Source organism: Saccharothrix sp. 6-C (genome assembly GCF_016695385.1).
In the GTDB taxonomy this organism is placed as follows: Bacteria; Actinomycetota; Actinomycetes; order Mycobacteriales; family Pseudonocardiaceae; genus Actinosynnema; species Actinosynnema texasense.
In genome coordinates this window covers 8,265,379-8,281,219 of the sequence record NZ_CP064192.1, presented here as the reverse complement: position 1 = coordinate 8,281,219, position 15,841 = coordinate 8,265,379, and the positions used below count along the sequence as shown (strand labels likewise).

Here is a 15,841-nt window from a genome sequence, read left to right as displayed (position 1 = left end):
ACGAGGCCAGCGTGACGGTTGCAGTAGTGGACTTCTTCTCAGGCTGTGGAGGCACCAGCCTTGGCTTCCGTGAAGCTGGCATGTCCATAGTAGCGGGTATTGATAATGACCCTGATGCTGCTTCTACTTATCGTGCCAACTTTCCTGAAGCGCACTTCTTCGAGCGCGACATCAGGACGCTTACGGTTAAAGAGGTCAAAAAGATCCTCCCGAAGCGAACGCCGATCCTATTCTCGGGCTGCGCTCCGTGTCAGCCGTTTTCCGCCCAGAACAGATCCGTTTCCCAGGATGATCCACGTCGGTTTCTCCTCTCTGAGTTTCAAAGGTTTATTCTTGCGTTGACTCCGGACTTCGTCGTGGTCGAGAATGTACCGGGGCTGCAGAAGGTCGGTGATACAGGCCCATTCAACAGCTTTGTCCAGGCTCTCGAAAGCCACGGGTATGACGTTGCATGTAAGGTGCTTTCGGCGCTTGACTACGGAGTTCCACAAATGAGGAAGCGCCTGGTCCTAGTTGCGGCAAGAGGAACAATGGCGCTCATTCCGCAGCCGACACACGGGCCGGGTAGTGGCAGGAAAGCCGCCACATTCCGTGATTGGGCTAGCGGTCTTCCTTATCTTGAGGCCGGAGAAACGGATCCTAACGACCCGGATCATGCCGCCATGTCGCTATCGGCGATCAATCTTAAGCGTATTCTTGCCACCGCTGAAGGTAAAGGCCGTGAAACCTGGGGCGAAGATCTGCTTCTTGACTGCCACCGCGGCCACTCGGGACACTCGGACGTGTATGGGCGTCTGGCATGGGACCGGCCCGCTTCCGCAATGACAACCCGCTGCCTAAGCTACTCGAACGGGCGTTATGGTCATCCTGATCAACCGCGAGCCATTAGTCTCCGTGAAGCGGCTTGTCTGCAGACATTTCCGCGCGACTTCAAGTTCCATGGGACTTTGACATCGAAAGGGCGTCAAGTAGGCAACGCGGTCCCTCCACTTCTAGCGCAACGTATCGGTGAAACGATCATTTCCAGCCTTCCTGTTAGAAGGCGAGGAAGTCGAGCTCGTTCGCAAGCTCGCGCCGCATAGCACCAGATCGTCGTTATGTGTCCCATGATGTAAGCAGCGTTGACATCGTCGTTATGATTCCGGCTGATTGGTGTTCCCTTAGTCGCGCCAGCTTACTCGGCTTGTTAGCATAGGCGATCGCCCGGATCCCTGCGGCTTGCGCCGCTATGAGATCGGTAGAAGAGTCTCCGATCATGATGCAGTCTTCAGGTCTCACATCTAGTGAGGTGATCGCCTGTGTCAGCAGAAACGGGTTCGGCTTGAGTAGTGTCGCATTGTCGAAAGACCTCGCAAATGTACCGGAGAAGAACTGGGCCAGTCCGAACCGGTTGAGGTAAGCCGATACCGCTGAGGTGCTGTTATTGCTGACCACTGCAAGTAGCTTTCCGATACGGCTACTACGGCTCACAAACTCGATGGAGTACGGCGTGGGTTGCGTAACCGAAATCGCCTCAACTTCGTGTGAAGTCAACGTAGCTTCGATAAGGCGTGCGACCTCTGTTGTGAGCGTGTTCGCGTAGTGCAGAACGTCGAACGGGTCGTCGGAGAGTTCGAGCGCCGGGGGGATATCTGCCTGAGTAGTGGTCGCGAGTAAAGCCTTGAGGTCTCCTGCTGCGCGATTAGCTGGAACACCTGCGAAAACCGAGCAGAGCGGCCCATCGAAATCCAGCAGGAGTGCTTTCGCTTTGTGTAGTACCTCATGCAGAGAACGAACGTCGTCAATCTGGGTGCGACTATCGGTCATCGCTGGTACTCCGTGGCAATCGTGTTCCACAGGCTGTCGAACCATGTACGGGCCTGGTCGACGTATTGGCTGCCGGTGCTGGTGTCGTCGTCGGTGGTGCTGTGGTGGAAGAGGACGGCGTCCTTGCCCATCAGGTCGTAGATGGCCTGAGGCTGTCCGCCCAGCGACAGGACGTGCTCACGGACCGGGTAGAAGCCGAAAAACGCTTCGGCGTTGTTGATGAGGTAGAGCTTGAAGAGTGGTGCCGCTGGGTGGACGCGGATCTCTGCTGTGGCTTCCTTGACCAGGCCGAGCTCGCCCAGTTCGGTGACGTTGTCCACGATGGCGAGGGTGTGGCGGCGCATGATCTCGGCGGCGCGTTCGCGGAAGGCTGGGCTGTCGGAGCGGTCCTCGACGGTGCAGGGGACGGACCACGGGACGGTGGGGTCTGGGACCAGGATGCGGACGTGGATCGTCTCTGGTGTGAGTCGGCCGATGCGGATCTTGTCCAGCGGCTCTTGAAGGATGCCGTGGAGGGTTTCGCCGGAGAAGCCGGCGAAGTCGATCGTCACGCGGTCGGACGTGAACGCCTGCTCGATGTGCGGGCGCAGGCCGACCGGGCGCTCGGTGCGCTCGCGGACGAACACGCCGCTGCCCTGTCGGGAGACGATCAAGCCCTCGTCGCGCAACTCGCGTAGGGCGCTCTGCACGGTCATCGGTGCGACGTCGTACTTCTTCGCGAGCTCAGCGCGAGACGGCAGCTTGTCGCCTGCCTTGAAGACCTTGGTCAGGATGGCGGCGCGCAGGGCGTTGGCGACCTGTACGTACGGCGGTCGCGGGTCATCCGGGTCGAGTGCCATGACTCCTCGTCTGGTGTCGTCCAGTGCAAAGCGGGACGCAAAGCGCCGCAAAGCGGTCTGTTCGCACCATGTTCGCAGCGTCAGTTCGCACTTGGCTAGACCGCCTAGAGAGCTAGCTCGATGGGCTGACGGCAGCCCACTTGCTTGACTTGGCTAGCCAAGCTGTCTTACGCTCGGAACATGGCTAGCCCGCATAGGCAGGCTGGCAAGGTGACGGAGGTGGCTGGTGGCGGTTCCGTACGGGACTCGGTTCGAGGCGACGTTCGACCAGGTCTTCCCCCAAGGGGCCTTGATGGTCGGTGAGGTCGCGCCGGACATGGAGTACATGAGCGCGGAGGACAAGGGGCGCGGTCGGCAGGCCAAGCAGCGTGTGGACGAGCGCACGGGTAAGCGGCAGTGGAAGGTCGTGGTGACGGACCCGTCCGCAGAGAAGGAGCGGGACGCGTCGGTGACGGTGACGGTCCTGGCGGACGTGCAGCCGGTGCCGCCGCAGGCCGTGCAGGTGATGCCGGGTGTCGAGGTGCGGCCGGTGGCGTTCGAGGGGCTGACGGTTGAGCCGCGGGTGATGGGGGATCGGTACAAGTACCAGGGGTTCACGATCCGGGCTACGGGGATCGTGTCGCCGCAGGTGGGTGCTGCTCCGAAGCGTGCGGAGAAGCCCCAGGGCGAGCAGAAGGCGGCGTAGGTGGTGCGGCCGTCTCGTGAGGCGGTCGCCCGGTGGAACCTCGCGTACGCGGAGCAGACCGAGGCCCTGTTCGAGGCGTCCGGTTCGGACGGTCGGTTACCGGTGCTTCGGCTGGCTGACAGCTACGCGGCGGTGGCGTGGGCGTGGCGGGTGCTGGCCGCTGATTTGGGCGTGCCGTTGTGGGCTCGTCACGCCTGTGCTGTCGCTGCTGAGGAGTTCGATCGTCGGGCGCGGATCGAGCGTGCCCGTGTCAACCCGGACGAGGACGGGACATGAGCAAGGACCAGCGCGTTTCGCAAGACGAGCTGTGGCGCAGGGCGAGAGCTGTCACGACGTTGCAGGGTGCGCATGACGCACTGGTGAAGGTGATGCCCGCGCCGGCGGCGGATCGAAGGCGGTGGCGTGACTTCTACCTGGGGTCGGCCGAGGTGTACGGGCGGGTCGCGGAGATCGACCGTGGGCACCACCACGAGGCGTTGTACTGGGCCAAGCGGGAGCGGGAGAAGGGTGAGGAGATCGCGAAGGCGTTGGCTCCTGGTGCCCTTGGTCATGATGGGAGCGGCGAATGACGGCGGGTCCCAAGCCCAAGGTGATGGGTGCTCCTGGGCCGTCCGGTCGGGGCAGTCAGTACACGGTGCGGCTGCGGGTGGCGGAGTTCCAGCGGGCGGCGCGGCGGTCGGCGCTGACCTCTGACTACGCGTTGGCACCTGCGATGGGTGTCAATCGCTCGACCATCTCTCGGGTGCTGACGGGTGAGCTGCGGCCTGGTGCGGCGTTCATCGCCGGTGCGCTGGCGGCGTTCGCGCCGATCGAGGTGCGGTTCGAGGACTTGTTCGAGGTCGAGTCGAATTGGCCGACGTCATGAGTGGGGAGCGGCCTGACCGGGTGGTGATGGGAGCGCACCTCCCGGAGGGCGTTGCGCGTACGGCCGGGAACGTCGGCTACTCGGCGGGTGCTCTGGCCGAGGTGATGGCCGCATGGGTCGGGCAGCGGCTGCGGATCTGGTCGGTGAGGGATCTGTCGGTCGCGTCGGGTCTGAACGTGCGCACCGTCCGCATGGTTGTGCGGGATGTGGTCGCGGCTGGCCACGCGGCTCGGATGTCGGGCGCTGCCTCATCATCCCCTGGGCCGTACCTGTATCGGCTGACACCGGTGGGCGCGCAGGCATGGGGCGAGTTCCGCTCGGACGCTCGTCTGAGGCGGCGACCGGATAAGGCTGAGTCGCTCACGCCTCGTCGGTAGGACGCTATAGCGCTGCTCTGGAACGCGTGATCGATGCGGTCGCGTGGTGATGGCGCACGCCTTGATGACAACTGAACAGTCTGCGGCTGGTGGGTGTGGTCGCGGGGAGACGGTCCAGGTCTTGGCGGGCTCGGCTGTCTCCCTGCGACTCACCTGACTGGCTATGCCATGCGTTTTTGTTGACACACAAGGGATTCCGGTCATGTCAAGGGTATCGGTACGTGGGGGACGTACGTCAAGTCGACGCCCCGCCTGTCTGTGGAAGTTGCCCAACGGTCGGCGCTGCCAGTCGTGCAAGCGGTTCGGTGTCTACGCCCCGAACCAACTCGACTGCTGCGCCTGCCTGGGATGGTTGCCGCTGATCTTCACCGTCGCTGTGGGCGGTGTGCTGTGAATGGCGGCAAGTGGGTCGACCCGGCTCCGTTCGAGGGTGTGCGGCCTCGGGTGCCGTGGTGGGTGTTGGTGCCGGGCAATGCCAAGTGGATCGCGGCGTTGGTGGCGCTGGTGTGGCTTGTGTTGGTCGGCGTCGTGCGCCTGGTGCTCGTTGTCGTGCGCTACCCGGTCGTCACGCTGGTGCCCGCGTCAGCGGCCTGGTGCTGGTGGCGGTTCGGGCTCTCACCACTCGTGCTGGCGCTGTTGTCGCTGGTCGCGGCTCTGCTGATCTGGGCTGGTCTGGATCGTGGGTCGTTCCTGCGGCACGGCTGGTACCGGCTGGTCACCGAGTGGCGGCGGGCGACGGTGTACGTGCCGAAGTGGCGTTCGGTGATGCGGCTGTCGGACCTGGCCAAGCGCGACCGGGGCCGTGAGTACCGGCCCAAGCTGCGGCGGGTCCGGTCGGAGGGATGGCGGGACCGGGTTCGGGTGCGGATGATCCCGGCCCAGTCGCCTGAGGCGTGGGAGCTGCGGCGGGACAGCCTGGCGCACTCGTTCGGCGCTCGCTCGTGCCGGGTTCGGGTGCTGCGGCCACGGCTGCTCGAACTGGACTTCGTGCACGCTGACCCGCTGGTGCGGCCGGTGTCCGTCCCCGCGTTGGAGGGCTCGGCCGACGTCGACTTCAAGCGGGTGGTCGTCGGGCGGACGGAGACCGGTAAGCCGTGGCGGCTGCGGTTGCTCGGGTCTCAGGTGCTCGTGGTCGGCGTGCCTGGTGCCGGTAAGGGCTCGGTGTTGTGGTCGATCGTGTGGCAGCTCGCGCCGGCGGTTCGGGCGGGACTGGTTCGCCTGGTCGGGATCGACCCCAAGGGCGGCATGGAGCTGGGCCAGGTGCCCGACGCCTTCGATCGCTTGGTGTTCGGCAGCGGCGCGGACGCGGTCGAGCTGCTGGAGGAAATCGCCGCTGAGGTGAAGGAACGGGCGGCGCGATACCGGGGCATTCGGCGGCTGTGGGCTCGGGACACCGGTGAGCCGTTGACCGTGCTCATCGTGGACGAGCTGGCGGACGTCATCGCCTACCAGACGGACAAGCAGCTCCGGGAACGTGCGGCACGAGCTGTGCAGACGATCGCCTCCCAGGGACGGGCTCCGGGCTACGTGCTCGTCGGCCTGGTCCAGGACCCGCGCAAGGAGGTCGTCTCCTTCCGGCACCTGTTCAGCACCCGCGTTGCCCTGCGGCTCGATGAGCCACAGCAGGTGGACATGGTGCTTGGCGATGGTGTTCGCCAGCGTGGGGCGGCGGCTCACGAGATCAGCGAGAACACGCCCGGTGTCGCCTGGGTCAAGCAGGACGGTCAGCGGGAACCGGACCGGGCTCGGGCCTTCCACGTCACCGATGCGGACCTGGCGACGCTGCGCGACTACTTCCGGCCTGCCGAGGTGCGGCCGTTCCCGACCAAGCCGGACGGTGCCGAGGAGGTGGCGGCGTGACGACGGGTACGCGGGCTGAGCGGATGCGTCAGCCGATGGCGCTGGACGTGGTCAAGGCTGCGGCGGAGCAGCACGGCGTGTGCGTGCGGCCGTTCACGATGGAGGTCGAGGACCGTGCCACCTACGAAGTCCGCTACGTCGCCGTGCCCTGCGGGTCGACGGTCGAGAGTGTCTGTGCGCCGTGCGCGAAGAAGGCCAAGGCGTTGCGGATGGCTCAGTGCCGTGAGGGCTGGCACATGGCCGAGGAACCCGACTTCACCCCGACCGCGCCGACCGAGGACCAGAAGGAGCTGCTGACGTTCCGGGCCGATCTGGTCAAGGCGTACCGGGAGGCGGTCGACGTCGGGGCGGCCGGTGACGCGGACGAGTTGCGGGAGGAGATTCACTCGGTCGACGCGGAACTTCGGCAACTCGGCGTCCGGGGCCGCTTCCCTTCGCCCGACGTACCGTCGAAGCGGCCGGTGAAGCGGTCCACGAGGCGGCGGCAAGACGCGCCGAACCTGCCTCGGCGGCGGGTCGAGAAGCGCACGGTGGGCCGGGAGTACGCGGGAGGCTTCCGGCCCTCGATGTTCGTCACGCTCACTCTGGACACCTACGGGCGCGTGCGTGATGACGGGACTCCGGTCGACCCGGACACGTATGACTACCGGCGGGCGGCTCGGGACGCGGTGCACTTCGCCTCGCTGGTGGACCGGTGGTGGCAGAACCTGCGGCGGGTCGTCGGGTGGGACGTGCAGTACTTCGCCACGGTCGAACCCCAGAAGCGAGCGGCGCCACACCTTCATGCGGCAATCCGCGGTTCGATCCCCCACGAGATCATCCGGCTGGTCACCGCTGCCACCTACCACCAGGTCTGGTGGCCCAACCACGACGAACGGCTCTATGGCGGCGACCACCTGCCGGTCTGGGACGCGCGGGAGGAAGCGTTCGTCGACCCGGACACGCGCAAGCCACTGACGGCTTGGGCCGATGCGGTCGAGGCCGTGGAGGAGCCGGCGCACGTGGTGACCTTCGGCCGGCAGGTGCACTCCAAGGGCATTCTCGGCGGCTCGGAAGAGGCCGGACGCCACATCGGCTACCTGACCAAGTACCTCACCAAGTCCATTGGTGAAGTGGTCGAGCAGTCCACCGACCGCCAGCGCCGACACGCTGACCGACTAGCGGACGAGCTCGCTGTGACGCCCTGCTCCGATCGCTGCCCGGTCTGGCTCCTCTACGGCGTCCAACCGCGCGGTGTCGGCTCCCGGACCACTCCGGGCCACTGCAAGGGGCGGGCACATCGGCGGACCACGCTCGGCCTGCCTGGTCGGCGGGTGTTGGTGTCGCGGAAGTGGTCGGGCAAGACGCTGGCCGATCACCGGGCCGACCGGAAGCGGTTCGTCATCGAGGCGCTGAAGGCCGTGGGCATCGAGAAGCCGGAACCCGACGCGTCCCAGCTCGTGTGGCACAAGGTCCGGCCCGGTGACCCCAACGTGCCACCTCGGGCGCACCTGCTCATGCACGCCATCGCCCAGCGCGTGACCTGGAAGGCGGAGTACGACCGGGCCTTGCTGGCGGCCAGCGGTGCACCGCCCGATCTTTCGGCAGTTCCACAAGCGGCCTGAGACGTGGGGAGGGGGACGGCAATGAGCGGGAACGAGTTCGACCGGCTGTGGGGCGTTGACGATCTCTCAGCCTTCCTCGGCGTGCCGGTGCACACCATTCGTGGCTGGCGCAGCAAGAACTACGGGCCTCCGGCTCGGAAGGTCGGCAAACACCTGCGGTGGGACCCGGCCAAGGTCCGCGAGTGGTTCGAGGGCCTGGACCTCGACGCGGCCTAGCTATTTCGGCAATTCGACACACGGGAGAGGTGTGCCATGGGGCATGTTCAAGATCGTTGGTGGAAGGAGGTCAAAGACCCGGTGACTGAGCAGGTCACCAAGGTCAAGACCTCGTTGTACGGCGTCGGCCTGCGGTACAAGGTGCGGTATGTCGACCCGGATGGCGTCGAGCGGTCCAAGAGCTTCCCAGATCGGCAGAAGAAGAAGGCCGAAGACTTCCTCATCGAAATGGAGTCGGACAAGCGCGAGGGGAAGTACATCGACCCCAACGCGGGAAAGGTGCTGTTCAAAGCCCAGGCGGAGAGCTGGCTGAAGGGCTACTCGGCGGATGTGGCCACCAGGCAGACGATCGAGAGTCGGCTCCGCAGTCAGGTGTACCCGTTCTTCGGGCACCGCCAGGTCGGCGCGATCACTCCCCAGCTCGTCCGTGACTGGCTGGGCGACATGCAGGAGAAGGGCCTCGGGCCGACCTATCAGGCCGTGCTGTTCGAGACGCTGTCCTCGATCATGAACTCGGCCGTGGACGACAGGCGCATCCACCGCAACCCGTGCAAGGTCAACAGCATCAAGCGGCCTCAGCGGTCGTCACGCAAGGTCGTACCGTGGGCGGAATCGCGGGTCCACAAGCTTCAGATGGCCCTGGACCCGCGCTTCAAGATCACGGCTCCGCTCGGTGCTGGCTGTGGCCTGCGGCAGGGCGAAATCCTGGCGTTCTCGCCGGACGACATCGACCGGGACGCCATGGTGATCAACGTCCAGCGCCAGGTCAGGATGATCAACCGCACGTTGGTGTTCTCGCTGCCCAAGCGGAACAAGACGCGCCAGGTGCCCTTGTCGAGAGGCGTCCTGGCAGCCGTTGACGCCTACCTGGACATGTTCCCGCCGACCTCGGTGACGCTGCCCTGGGATCGGCCCAACGGTGACCCAGCGACGGTCGACCTGCTCATGGTCCGCGACGACGGCAAGCCGTGGAACGGCGACCTGTTCAACAAGGTCGTCTGGGTGCCCGCGTTCAAGCAGGCCGGGCTGACCTACGCCAAGCGGCAGGATGGCATGCACGCCATGCGGCACCTGTATGCGTCCGTCCTCCTGGCGCAGGGCGTCTCCATCAAGGAACTGGCGGAGTACCTGGGCCACGCGGACCCCGGCTTCACCCTCCGCACCTACACGCACCTGATGCCGTCCAGCCACGAACGCGCCCGCAAAGCAGTGGACGGGGTCTTCCGCGTCCCGAAGACCCCGTCCACCTCCCAGACGGCCTGACGACGGCCTGGGGAGATCAACTCACTTGATGTGCATCCCGGAAATGGCCCTGGCCACCACCAACCGCTGGATCTCCGACGTGCCCTCGAAGATGGTGAAGATCTTCGCGTCGCGGTGCATGCGCTCCACCGGGTGCTCGCGCGTGTACCCGGCCCCGCCCAGGATGTGGATCGCGCGTTCCGTCGCCCACACGGAGACCTCGCCCGCCTTGAGCTTCGACATCGAGCCCTCGCCCGCGGTGAACGGGACGTTGTTGCGGCCCATCCAGGCCGCCCGCCAGACCAGCAGGCGGGCGGCGTCGATCTCCATCTTCATGTTCGCCAGGTCGAACGCGATGGACTGGTTCTCGATGATCTTGCGGCCGAACGCGGAGCGGTCCTTCGCGTACTCCAGCGAGTACTCGTACGCCGCGCGCGCGACGCCCACCGCCATCGCGCCGACGGTCGGGCGGGTCGTCTCGAACGTCGCCATCGCCGCCTGCCCGCCGGCCTTCTGCCCCTCGCGGGCACGGGCCAGCCGGGCGTCCAGCTTCTCCTTGCCGCCCAGCAGGCACCGGCCGGGCACGCGCACGTCGTCCAGGAACACGTCCGCCGTGTGCGACGCCCGCATCCCGTGCTTCTTGATCTTCCCCGGTGACGACAGCCCGCGCGTGCCCGGCGGCACGACGAAGCCGGCCTGGCCGCGCGCGCCCAGCGCCGGGTCGACGACCGCCGTCACCACGTGCACGTTGGCGATGCCGCCGTTGGTGGCCCACGCCTTCTGCCCGTTGAGCACCCACTCGTCGGTGGCCTCGTCGTAGACCGCCCGCGTCCGGTAGCCCGCCACGTCGGAGCCCGCCTGCGGCTCGGACGCGCAGAACGCCGCCAGCTTGGGGTCGTCCTCCGTGCCGAAGCACTCGGGCACCCACTCGGCGAGCTGCTCGGGCGCGCCGGACGCGAAGATCCCCGCCGCCGCCAACCCGGTGCCCATCAACGCCAGCGCGATGCCGGCGTCACCCCAGAACAGCTCCTCGGTGGCGATCGGCAGCGACAGGCCGATGGGGTCGGCGAACCAGGTGGCCAGCGACTCGAACCCGTACAGGCCGATCTTCGCCGCCTCCTGGATCACCGGCCACGGCGTCTCCTCGCGCTCGTCCCACTCCGCCGCCGCGGGCCGGATCACGTCCTTCGCGAAGCCGTGCACCCATTCGCGCAGGTCGACCTGGTCCTCGTTGAGCTCCAGCGAAAAACCGCCCATGGTCCCCTCACGCCTTCGGAATGTTGAACAAGCTCATGAACCCGGCCGCGAAGCCCAGGTCGCCCTTGACCTTCAGCTTGCCGGTCATGAACAGCACCGGCGCCGACGCGTTGCCGGTCGCGAGCTTCAGGAACTCCACCGGTCCCAACGTGACAACGGCCCTGGGGTCACGGGTCTCTTCCTTGTTGATCGTGCACGCGGCGTCCTCGATGATCGCCTCGTACACGTCGTCGCCGTCGAACCCGCCGGTCAGCCGGAAGTGCACGACGGCGCGCGTGGCGCCCGCGCGTTCGCTGCGGAAGTGCGCCTCCATGCGGCGGAACACCTCGTCCAGCACGCGTTCGCGCAGGCCGGGCCGCGACGTCACGGCTTCGACCTGGTCCTTGGACGCGCGCGAGATGATCCGCGCGAAGTTCTGCGGGTCCATCCGGGCCAGGTCGAGGTCGGCCCCGCCGTCGGCCAGCGCGCCCAGCGCGTCGAGCAGGTCGGCGAACTCGTCCCGGCCGAGCTTCTTCGGGTCGATGCCGCGCGCGATGACGTCGATGTCGACGTCCTTGAGCGCCGGGTCGCCCGGATCGACCTTCCGCAGCGTCGAGATCAGCTCCTGCGGGTCGAGCTTCGCGATCGCCTCGGTGGTGAGGTCGATGGTCATGTGGCACCTCCGCTACCTACTGGCAGGTAAGCCTACTGGCCAGTAGGTAAGGCGGCAAGGGGCTCAGAGTAATCTTGTCCCAGCCATCCAGGGGGTGCGATGCACGCAGAGCAACCGGTTCGCTCGGGTCGGGCCAAGAGACTGCCACGCGCGGTGCGCGAGCGGCAGATCATGGACGCCGCGGTGGACGTCTTCTCGCGGTTGGGGTTCCACGCCGCGTCCATGGACGAGATCTCCGAGGTCGCGGGCATCTCCAAACCGATGCTGTACGCCTACCTGGGCTCCAAGGAGGAGCTGTTCGCCACCTGCATCCGCCGTGAGGCGACCCGGATGATGGAGGCGATCGCGACCGGCGTCGAGGCCGAGGAGCCGCCGGACGTCCAGCTGTGGAGCGGGTTGCGGGCGTTCTTCGGGTTCGTCGGCGAGAACCGCGCGAGCTGGCAGGTCCTGCACCGGCAGGCGTCCTCGCAGGGCGGTCCGTTCGCCGAGGAGCTGGCCGACATGCGCGGCCGGGCGATCAGCCTGGTGGCGGCGCTGCTGGTGCACTCGTCGGACTTCACCACCGTGCCGCGGGCGGGCGACAAGGAGGCCGAGTCGCTGGCCGCGGCCCTGGTCGGGGCGGGCGAGTCGCTGGCCGACTGGTGGCTCGACAACCCCCAGGAGCCGGCCGGCGTCGTCGCCGCCCGGCTCATGAACCTGGTGTGGATGGGTTTCGGGGACCTGGTGGCGGGCGACGTGTGGCACCCGCCGTCGCGGCGCTCCGACCCGGAGGGGGACGCCTAGGCCAACGCGCTCTTGAGCACGGCCACGGCCTGGGCGATGGCGGCCTCGGCGGCGTGGGTCTCGCGCAGCGCGTTCAGCATCACGAAGTCGTGGATCACGCCCTGGTAGCGCACCGCGGTCACCGGCACGCCGGCCTCGCGCAGCTTGTTCGCGTACGCCTCGCCCTCGTCGCGCAGCACGTCGGCCTCGGCGGTGATCACCAACGCCGGCGGCAGGCCGGTGAGCTGCTCCGCGGTGGCCCGCAGCGGTGACGCGGTGATCTCCGCGCGCTGCGCCTCGGACGTCGTGTACTGGTCCCAGAACCACTGCATCGCGTCGCGGCGCAGGAAGTAGCCCTCGGCGAACTCGCGGTACGACGGCGTGTCGAACGACGCGTCGGTCACCGGGTAGAACAGCACCTGCTGCTTGAACGCCACGTCACCGCGCTCCTTGGCGAGCAGGGTCAGCGCCGCCGCCATGTTCCCGCCGACCGAGTCGCCCGCCACGGCCAGGCGCGACGCGTCGAGCCCGCGCGCGGCGCCCTCGGCGACGATCCACCGGGCGACGGCGTAGCTCTCCTCCAGCGCGACGGGGTAGTGCGCCTCGGGCGAGAGGCTGTAGTCGGGGAACACCACGGCCGCGCCCGTGCCGACGGCCAGTTCGCGCACCAGCCGGTCGTGCGTCTTGGCGTTGCCGAACACCCAGCCGGCGCCGTGGACGTAGAGGACGACGGGCAGCGCGCCGGTCGCGCCGGCCGGCCGGACGATCCGGACGGGCACCTCGCCGACGCTCGCCCACTCCTCGTCGACCTCGGGCTTGAAGACCTCGCCGGCCTGCACGCCGTCCACGGCCTGCCGGCCCTCGACCGGGCCGAGGTCGAACAGGTACGGCGGGGTGGCGGTCGCGGCGGCGAACTCGGCGGCGGCCGGTTCCAGGACGGTCATCTCGGGCTCCTCGGTGTCGTGCGGTCGAACCGGACTACCAAAAACATAGCTCCCGATTAGATCGTGCACAATCTAAATGGGTGCAGGTGTATCGTGGTCTCGCTCACAAGGGGAGGGACGCACATGCGGGACTTCAGCCTGGACCTGGACGACCAGCTCTGCTTCGCGCTCTACGCGGCCTCGCGGGCGGTCACCGCGCGGTACCGGCCGCTGCTGGACGACCTCGGCCTGACCTACCCGCAGTACCTGGTGCTGCTGGTGCTGTGGGAACGCGGCCCGGTGCCGGTCAAGGACGTCGCGGCCGCGCTCCAGCTCGACTACGGCACCCTGTCCCCGCTGCTCAAGCGGCTGGAGGCGGCGGGGCTGATCCGCCGCGAGCGCCGTCCCGACGACGAGCGCTCGGTCCGGCTGGTGCTCACCGACGAGGGCGACCGGCTGCGGGAGCGCGCCAAGGACGTGCCGCCCGCGATGGGCGAGGCGATGGACCTGGGCGAGGAGGACACCGCCCGGCTGCGCGTCCTCCTGCGCACGCTGGCCGACAACGTCAGCCGCTGATCACGCCTTCCAGGTGCGGTCGGTCCGACCACAGCGCGAACCGCCAACCGCCGTCCGCGGGCGCGGCGGAGAAGTCGACCTCGCCCGGCAGCGGGATCGGCGCCTTGAACCGCACGTCGACCTCGTAGGCGTCGGGCAGCCGTCCTTCGAACGCGGCCACGCACCGCGCCTTCGACCACATCCCGTGGGCGATGGCCCGGGGGAAGCCGAACGCCTTGGCGGTCAGCGGGTGCAGGTGGATGGGGTTGCGGTCGCCGGACGCGTCCGCGTACCGCCGCCCGAGGTCGGCCGGCAGCCGCCACCGGGCCGTCGGCTCGGGCGGTTCGGCCCGGGCCGCCGGTTCCTTCGCCGTCCTGCCTTCCCTGCGGAGATAAGTCGACACATCGACCCACACCTCTTCGCCGTCCACCGACGCGGTGGTCACCACGTCGAACTGGCGCCCGCGCTCGTGGGGCCGCAGGTCGGCCAGCGCCACGTGCAGCGACAGCGGCTCGGACGCCCGCAGCGGCCGGCGCCGCCTGATCCGGTTGGCCACGTGCACGAGGCCGGGCAGCGGGAACGGGAAACCGGGGCCCGTCATCAGCCTGAGCTGCGACTCGAACCCCAGCACGTGCGGATAGGTGATCGGCAGCTCGTCGCGCGCGCCGAAGCCGCAGACCCGGTTGTACCGGGCCAGGCGCCCGGGGTCGACGGTCACCTCGACGTCCGAAGAGGACGGCGGCAGCGCGTCGCCGCGCCGGGTGAACCCGGTGAGCGCGGCCTTGGCGTAGAGCAGGGTCAGGTTCGCCATCACGCCCCCAGCAGGCTCTGCCCGCACACCCGCACGACGTTGCCGGTCACCCCGGCCGACGCCGGGTGCGCGAACCAGGCGATCGCCTCGGCGACGTCCACCGGCAGGCCGCCCTGCGACAGGCTGTTCATCCGCCGCCCGGCCTCGCGGATGACCAGCGGCACCGCGGCGGTCATCCTGGTCTCGATGAAGCCGGGCGCGACCGCGTTCACGGTGGCCCGGCCCTCGACCCGCCGCGACAGCGAGTCGACCATGCCGATCACCCCCGCCTTGGTGGTGGCGTAGTTGGTCTGGCCGACGTTGCCCGCGATGCCCGCGATGGACGACACGCCGACGATCCGCCCGTTGGGCCGCACCGCGTCGGCGGCGAGCAGGGCCTCGTTGACCCGTTCCTGCGACGCCAGGTTCACCGCGACCACGGCGTCCCACCGGTCGGCGTCCATCCGCCCGAGGGTGCGGTCGCGCGTGATGCCCGCGTTGTGCACGACCACGTCCACGCCGCCGTGCCGCCGCACGAGGTGCTCGACGATCCGCGCGGGCGCGTCCGGCGCGGTGATGTCGAGCTGGAGCGCGGTGCCGCCGACCCGGTTGGCCACCGCGGACAGCTCGTCGCCCTGCGCGGGCACGTCCAGGCACACCACCGCGGCGCCGTCGCGTCCCAGCACCTCGGCGATCGCCGCGCCGATCCCGCGGGCCGCGCCCGTGACCAGCGCGACCTTCCCGGCCAGCGGCCGGTCCCAGTCCGTGGGCGGCTCGACGTCGGCCGGTCCGATCCGCACCACCTGGCCGGACACGTACGCCGAGCGGCCCGAGAGCAGGAAGCGCACGGTGGACTCGATCGCGGTCTCGGCGCCGGGCGCGACCTGCACCAACTGGGCCGTGCCGCCGCGCTTGAGCTCCTTGCCGACGCTGCGCGTGAAGCCCTCCAGCGCGCGCTGCGCGATCTGCGACCCGGCCTGCTCGGGCGGCGTGCCGAAGACGACGACCCGGCCGCACGGCCCGAGGGAGCGGATCACCGGCTGGAAGAACTCGTACAGCTCGCGCAGCCGCTCGACGGAGTCGATGCCGGACGCGTCGAACACCAGCGCGCCGTACCGCTCGCCGTCCGCCGCGCCGCGGCCCGTGCCGTCGGGGTCGGGCGCCAGGTCGAGGCCCGCGGACTTCACCGCCGCGCGGACGGCGTCGGCGAGCCGGCCGCCACCGCCGACCAGGACGGGTCCGTCCAACGGGGGCTTGCCGGGCGAGTGGCGGCGCAACGGGTGAGGGTCGGGCAGACCTAGCTTGCCCACGACGAACCGCCCGAGGCCGGACCTGGCGAACGACTGGTAACGATCCATGCGGACATCACACTCCCTACTCGCTAGTAAGTCTACTGATGAGTAGCTAG

Annotated in this window: 17 protein-coding genes; 10 read left to right on the top strand and 7 right to left on the bottom strand. The window is 68.2% G+C overall.

All coding sequences use genetic code 11. The annotated features are described in order from the left end of the window. Positions 1 to 11: 11 nt before the first annotated feature. Complete coding sequence (locus IOD16_RS36100; RefSeq protein WP_201437955.1) at positions 12 to 1,082, top strand: DNA cytosine methyltransferase; 1,071 nt, start codon at positions 12 to 14, stop codon at positions 1,080 to 1,082. A gap of 13 nt (positions 1,083 to 1,095) precedes the next feature. Here the strand turns inward: IOD16_RS36100 and IOD16_RS36095 are convergent, their stop codons facing one another. Next, on the bottom strand, positions 1,096 to 1,806 hold the full coding sequence (locus IOD16_RS36095) for an HAD family hydrolase (RefSeq protein ID WP_201437954.1): 711 nt from the start codon (positions 1,804 to 1,806) through the stop codon (positions 1,096 to 1,098). Beyond that, entirely contained in the window at positions 1,803 to 2,645 is an 843-nt protein-coding gene (locus IOD16_RS36090) for a GntR family transcriptional regulator (RefSeq protein WP_201437953.1), read from the bottom strand. The genes IOD16_RS36095 and IOD16_RS36090 overlap by 4 nt, the downstream gene beginning before the upstream one ends. A 226-nt stretch (positions 2,646 to 2,871) precedes the next feature. Here IOD16_RS36090 and IOD16_RS36085 point away from each other — a divergent pair, with 226 nt between their 5' ends. The 7 genes from IOD16_RS36085 (at position 2,872) to IOD16_RS36055 (ending at position 9,515) form a co-directional block, all read left to right on the top strand. Next, positions 2,872 to 3,330: a hypothetical protein gene (locus IOD16_RS36085; RefSeq protein WP_201437952.1), complete on the top strand. Its 459-nt coding sequence runs from the start codon at positions 2,872 to 2,874 to the stop codon at positions 3,328 to 3,330. Positions 3,331 to 3,602: 272 nt separating this feature from the next. After that, entirely contained in the window at positions 3,603 to 3,899 is a 297-nt protein-coding gene (locus tag IOD16_RS36080; protein ID WP_201437951.1) for an AMED_5909 family protein, read from the top strand. 77 nt (positions 3,900 to 3,976) lie between these two features. After that, positions 3,977 to 4,195 carry a transcriptional regulator gene (locus tag IOD16_RS36075; RefSeq protein ID WP_236594584.1) on the top strand — a complete coding sequence of 73 codons (219 nt, stop codon included), beginning with the start codon at positions 3,977 to 3,979 and terminating at the stop codon, positions 4,193 to 4,195. A gap of 725 nt (positions 4,196 to 4,920) precedes the next feature. Then, positions 4,921 to 6,432: an FtsK/SpoIIIE domain-containing protein gene (locus tag IOD16_RS36070; protein ID WP_201441714.1), complete on the top strand. Its 1,512-nt coding sequence runs from the start codon at positions 4,921 to 4,923 to the stop codon at positions 6,430 to 6,432. A 35-nt stretch (positions 6,433 to 6,467) separates the two neighbouring features. Next, on the top strand, positions 6,468 to 8,036 hold the full coding sequence (locus tag IOD16_RS36065) for a replication initiator (RefSeq protein ID WP_328809387.1): 1,569 nt from the start codon (positions 6,468 to 6,470) through the stop codon (positions 8,034 to 8,036). Positions 8,037 to 8,057: 21 nt separating this feature from the next. Then, on the top strand, positions 8,058 to 8,252 hold the full coding sequence (locus tag IOD16_RS36060; protein WP_184926377.1) for a helix-turn-helix transcriptional regulator: 195 nt from the start codon (positions 8,058 to 8,060) through the stop codon (positions 8,250 to 8,252). A gap of 81 nt (positions 8,253 to 8,333) precedes the next feature. Beyond that, complete coding sequence (locus IOD16_RS36055) at positions 8,334 to 9,515, top strand: tyrosine-type recombinase/integrase (protein WP_328809386.1); 1,182 nt, start codon at positions 8,334 to 8,336, stop codon at positions 9,513 to 9,515. Positions 9,516 to 9,536: 21 nt separating this feature from the next. Here the strand turns inward: IOD16_RS36055 and IOD16_RS36050 are convergent, their stop codons facing one another. Together IOD16_RS36050 and IOD16_RS36045 are read right to left on the bottom strand one after the other, a co-directional pair. After that, a complete protein-coding gene (locus IOD16_RS36050; protein WP_201437949.1) occupies positions 9,537 to 10,751 on the bottom strand; it encodes an acyl-CoA dehydrogenase family protein in 1,215 nt (404 codons plus the stop codon). A gap of 7 nt (positions 10,752 to 10,758) precedes the next feature. Continuing rightward, complete coding sequence (locus IOD16_RS36045; protein ID WP_201437948.1) at positions 10,759 to 11,403, bottom strand: SCP2 sterol-binding domain-containing protein; 645 nt, start codon at positions 11,401 to 11,403, stop codon at positions 10,759 to 10,761. A gap of 99 nt (positions 11,404 to 11,502) precedes the next feature. Here IOD16_RS36045 and IOD16_RS36040 point away from each other — a divergent pair, with 99 nt between their 5' ends. Further along, a complete protein-coding gene (locus IOD16_RS36040; RefSeq protein ID WP_201437947.1) occupies positions 11,503 to 12,186 on the top strand; it encodes a TetR/AcrR family transcriptional regulator in 684 nt (227 codons plus the stop codon). Here the strand turns inward: IOD16_RS36040 and IOD16_RS36035 are convergent. Further along, positions 12,183 to 13,109 carry an alpha/beta hydrolase gene (locus tag IOD16_RS36035; protein WP_201437946.1) on the bottom strand — a complete coding sequence of 309 codons (927 nt, stop codon included), beginning with the start codon at positions 13,107 to 13,109 and terminating at the stop codon, positions 12,183 to 12,185. The two genes, IOD16_RS36040 and IOD16_RS36035, sit on opposite strands and share 4 nt — an antisense overlap. A 123-nt stretch (positions 13,110 to 13,232) precedes the next feature. On the opposite strand from IOD16_RS36035, the gene IOD16_RS36030 reads away from it, so the two are divergent. Continuing rightward, on the top strand, positions 13,233 to 13,664 hold the full coding sequence (locus IOD16_RS36030) for a MarR family winged helix-turn-helix transcriptional regulator (RefSeq protein ID WP_170185181.1): 432 nt from the start codon (positions 13,233 to 13,235) through the stop codon (positions 13,662 to 13,664). On the opposite strand, the gene IOD16_RS36025 is transcribed toward IOD16_RS36030, so the two are convergent. Next, a complete protein-coding gene (locus tag IOD16_RS36025; RefSeq protein WP_201437945.1) occupies positions 13,654 to 14,454 on the bottom strand; it encodes a MaoC family dehydratase in 801 nt (266 codons plus the stop codon). The genes IOD16_RS36030 and IOD16_RS36025 overlap by 11 nt on opposite strands. Continuing rightward, positions 14,454 to 15,791 (bottom strand): 3-oxoacyl-ACP reductase, encoded by a 1,338-nt coding sequence (locus IOD16_RS36020; RefSeq protein WP_201437944.1) that lies wholly within the window; start codon positions 15,789 to 15,791, stop codon positions 14,454 to 14,456. The genes IOD16_RS36025 and IOD16_RS36020 overlap by 1 nt, the downstream gene beginning before the upstream one ends. Positions 15,792 to 15,841: the final 50 nt, after the last annotated feature.

Bases quoted from the DNA above. Each gene is read 5' to 3' on its own strand.
- IOD16_RS36050 (WP_201437949.1), bottom strand. From the start codon at position 10,751: ATGGGCGGTTTTTCGCTGGAGCTCAACGAGGACCAGGTCGACCTGCGC.
- IOD16_RS36065 (WP_328809387.1), top strand. From the start codon at position 6,468: ATGGCGCTGGACGTGGTCAAGGCTGCGGCGGAGCAGCACGGCGTGTGC.
- IOD16_RS36030 (WP_170185181.1), top strand. From the start codon at position 13,233: ATGCGGGACTTCAGCCTGGACCTGGACGACCAGCTCTGCTTCGCGCTC.
- IOD16_RS36090 (WP_201437953.1), bottom strand. From the start codon at position 2,645: ATGGCACTCGACCCGGATGACCCGCGACCGCCGTACGTACAGGTCGCC.
- IOD16_RS36040 (WP_201437947.1), top strand. From the start codon at position 11,503: ATGCACGCAGAGCAACCGGTTCGCTCGGGTCGGGCCAAGAGACTGCCA.
- IOD16_RS36035 (WP_201437946.1), bottom strand. From the start codon at position 13,109: ATGACCGTCCTGGAACCGGCCGCCGCCGAGTTCGCCGCCGCGACCGCC.
- IOD16_RS36060 (WP_184926377.1), top strand. From the start codon at position 8,058: ATGAGCGGGAACGAGTTCGACCGGCTGTGGGGCGTTGACGATCTCTCA.
- IOD16_RS36025 (WP_201437945.1), bottom strand. From the start codon at position 14,454: ATGGCGAACCTGACCCTGCTCTACGCCAAGGCCGCGCTCACCGGGTTC.
- IOD16_RS36080 (WP_201437951.1), top strand. From the start codon at position 3,603: ATGAGCAAGGACCAGCGCGTTTCGCAAGACGAGCTGTGGCGCAGGGCG.
- IOD16_RS36070 (WP_201441714.1), top strand. From the start codon at position 4,921: ATGGTTGCCGCTGATCTTCACCGTCGCTGTGGGCGGTGTGCTGTGAAT.
- IOD16_RS36020 (WP_201437944.1), bottom strand. From the start codon at position 15,791: ATGGATCGTTACCAGTCGTTCGCCAGGTCCGGCCTCGGGCGGTTCGTC.
- IOD16_RS36045 (WP_201437948.1), bottom strand. From the start codon at position 11,403: ATGACCATCGACCTCACCACCGAGGCGATCGCGAAGCTCGACCCGCAG.
- IOD16_RS36095 (WP_201437954.1), bottom strand. From the start codon at position 1,806: ATGACCGATAGTCGCACCCAGATTGACGACGTTCGTTCTCTGCATGAG.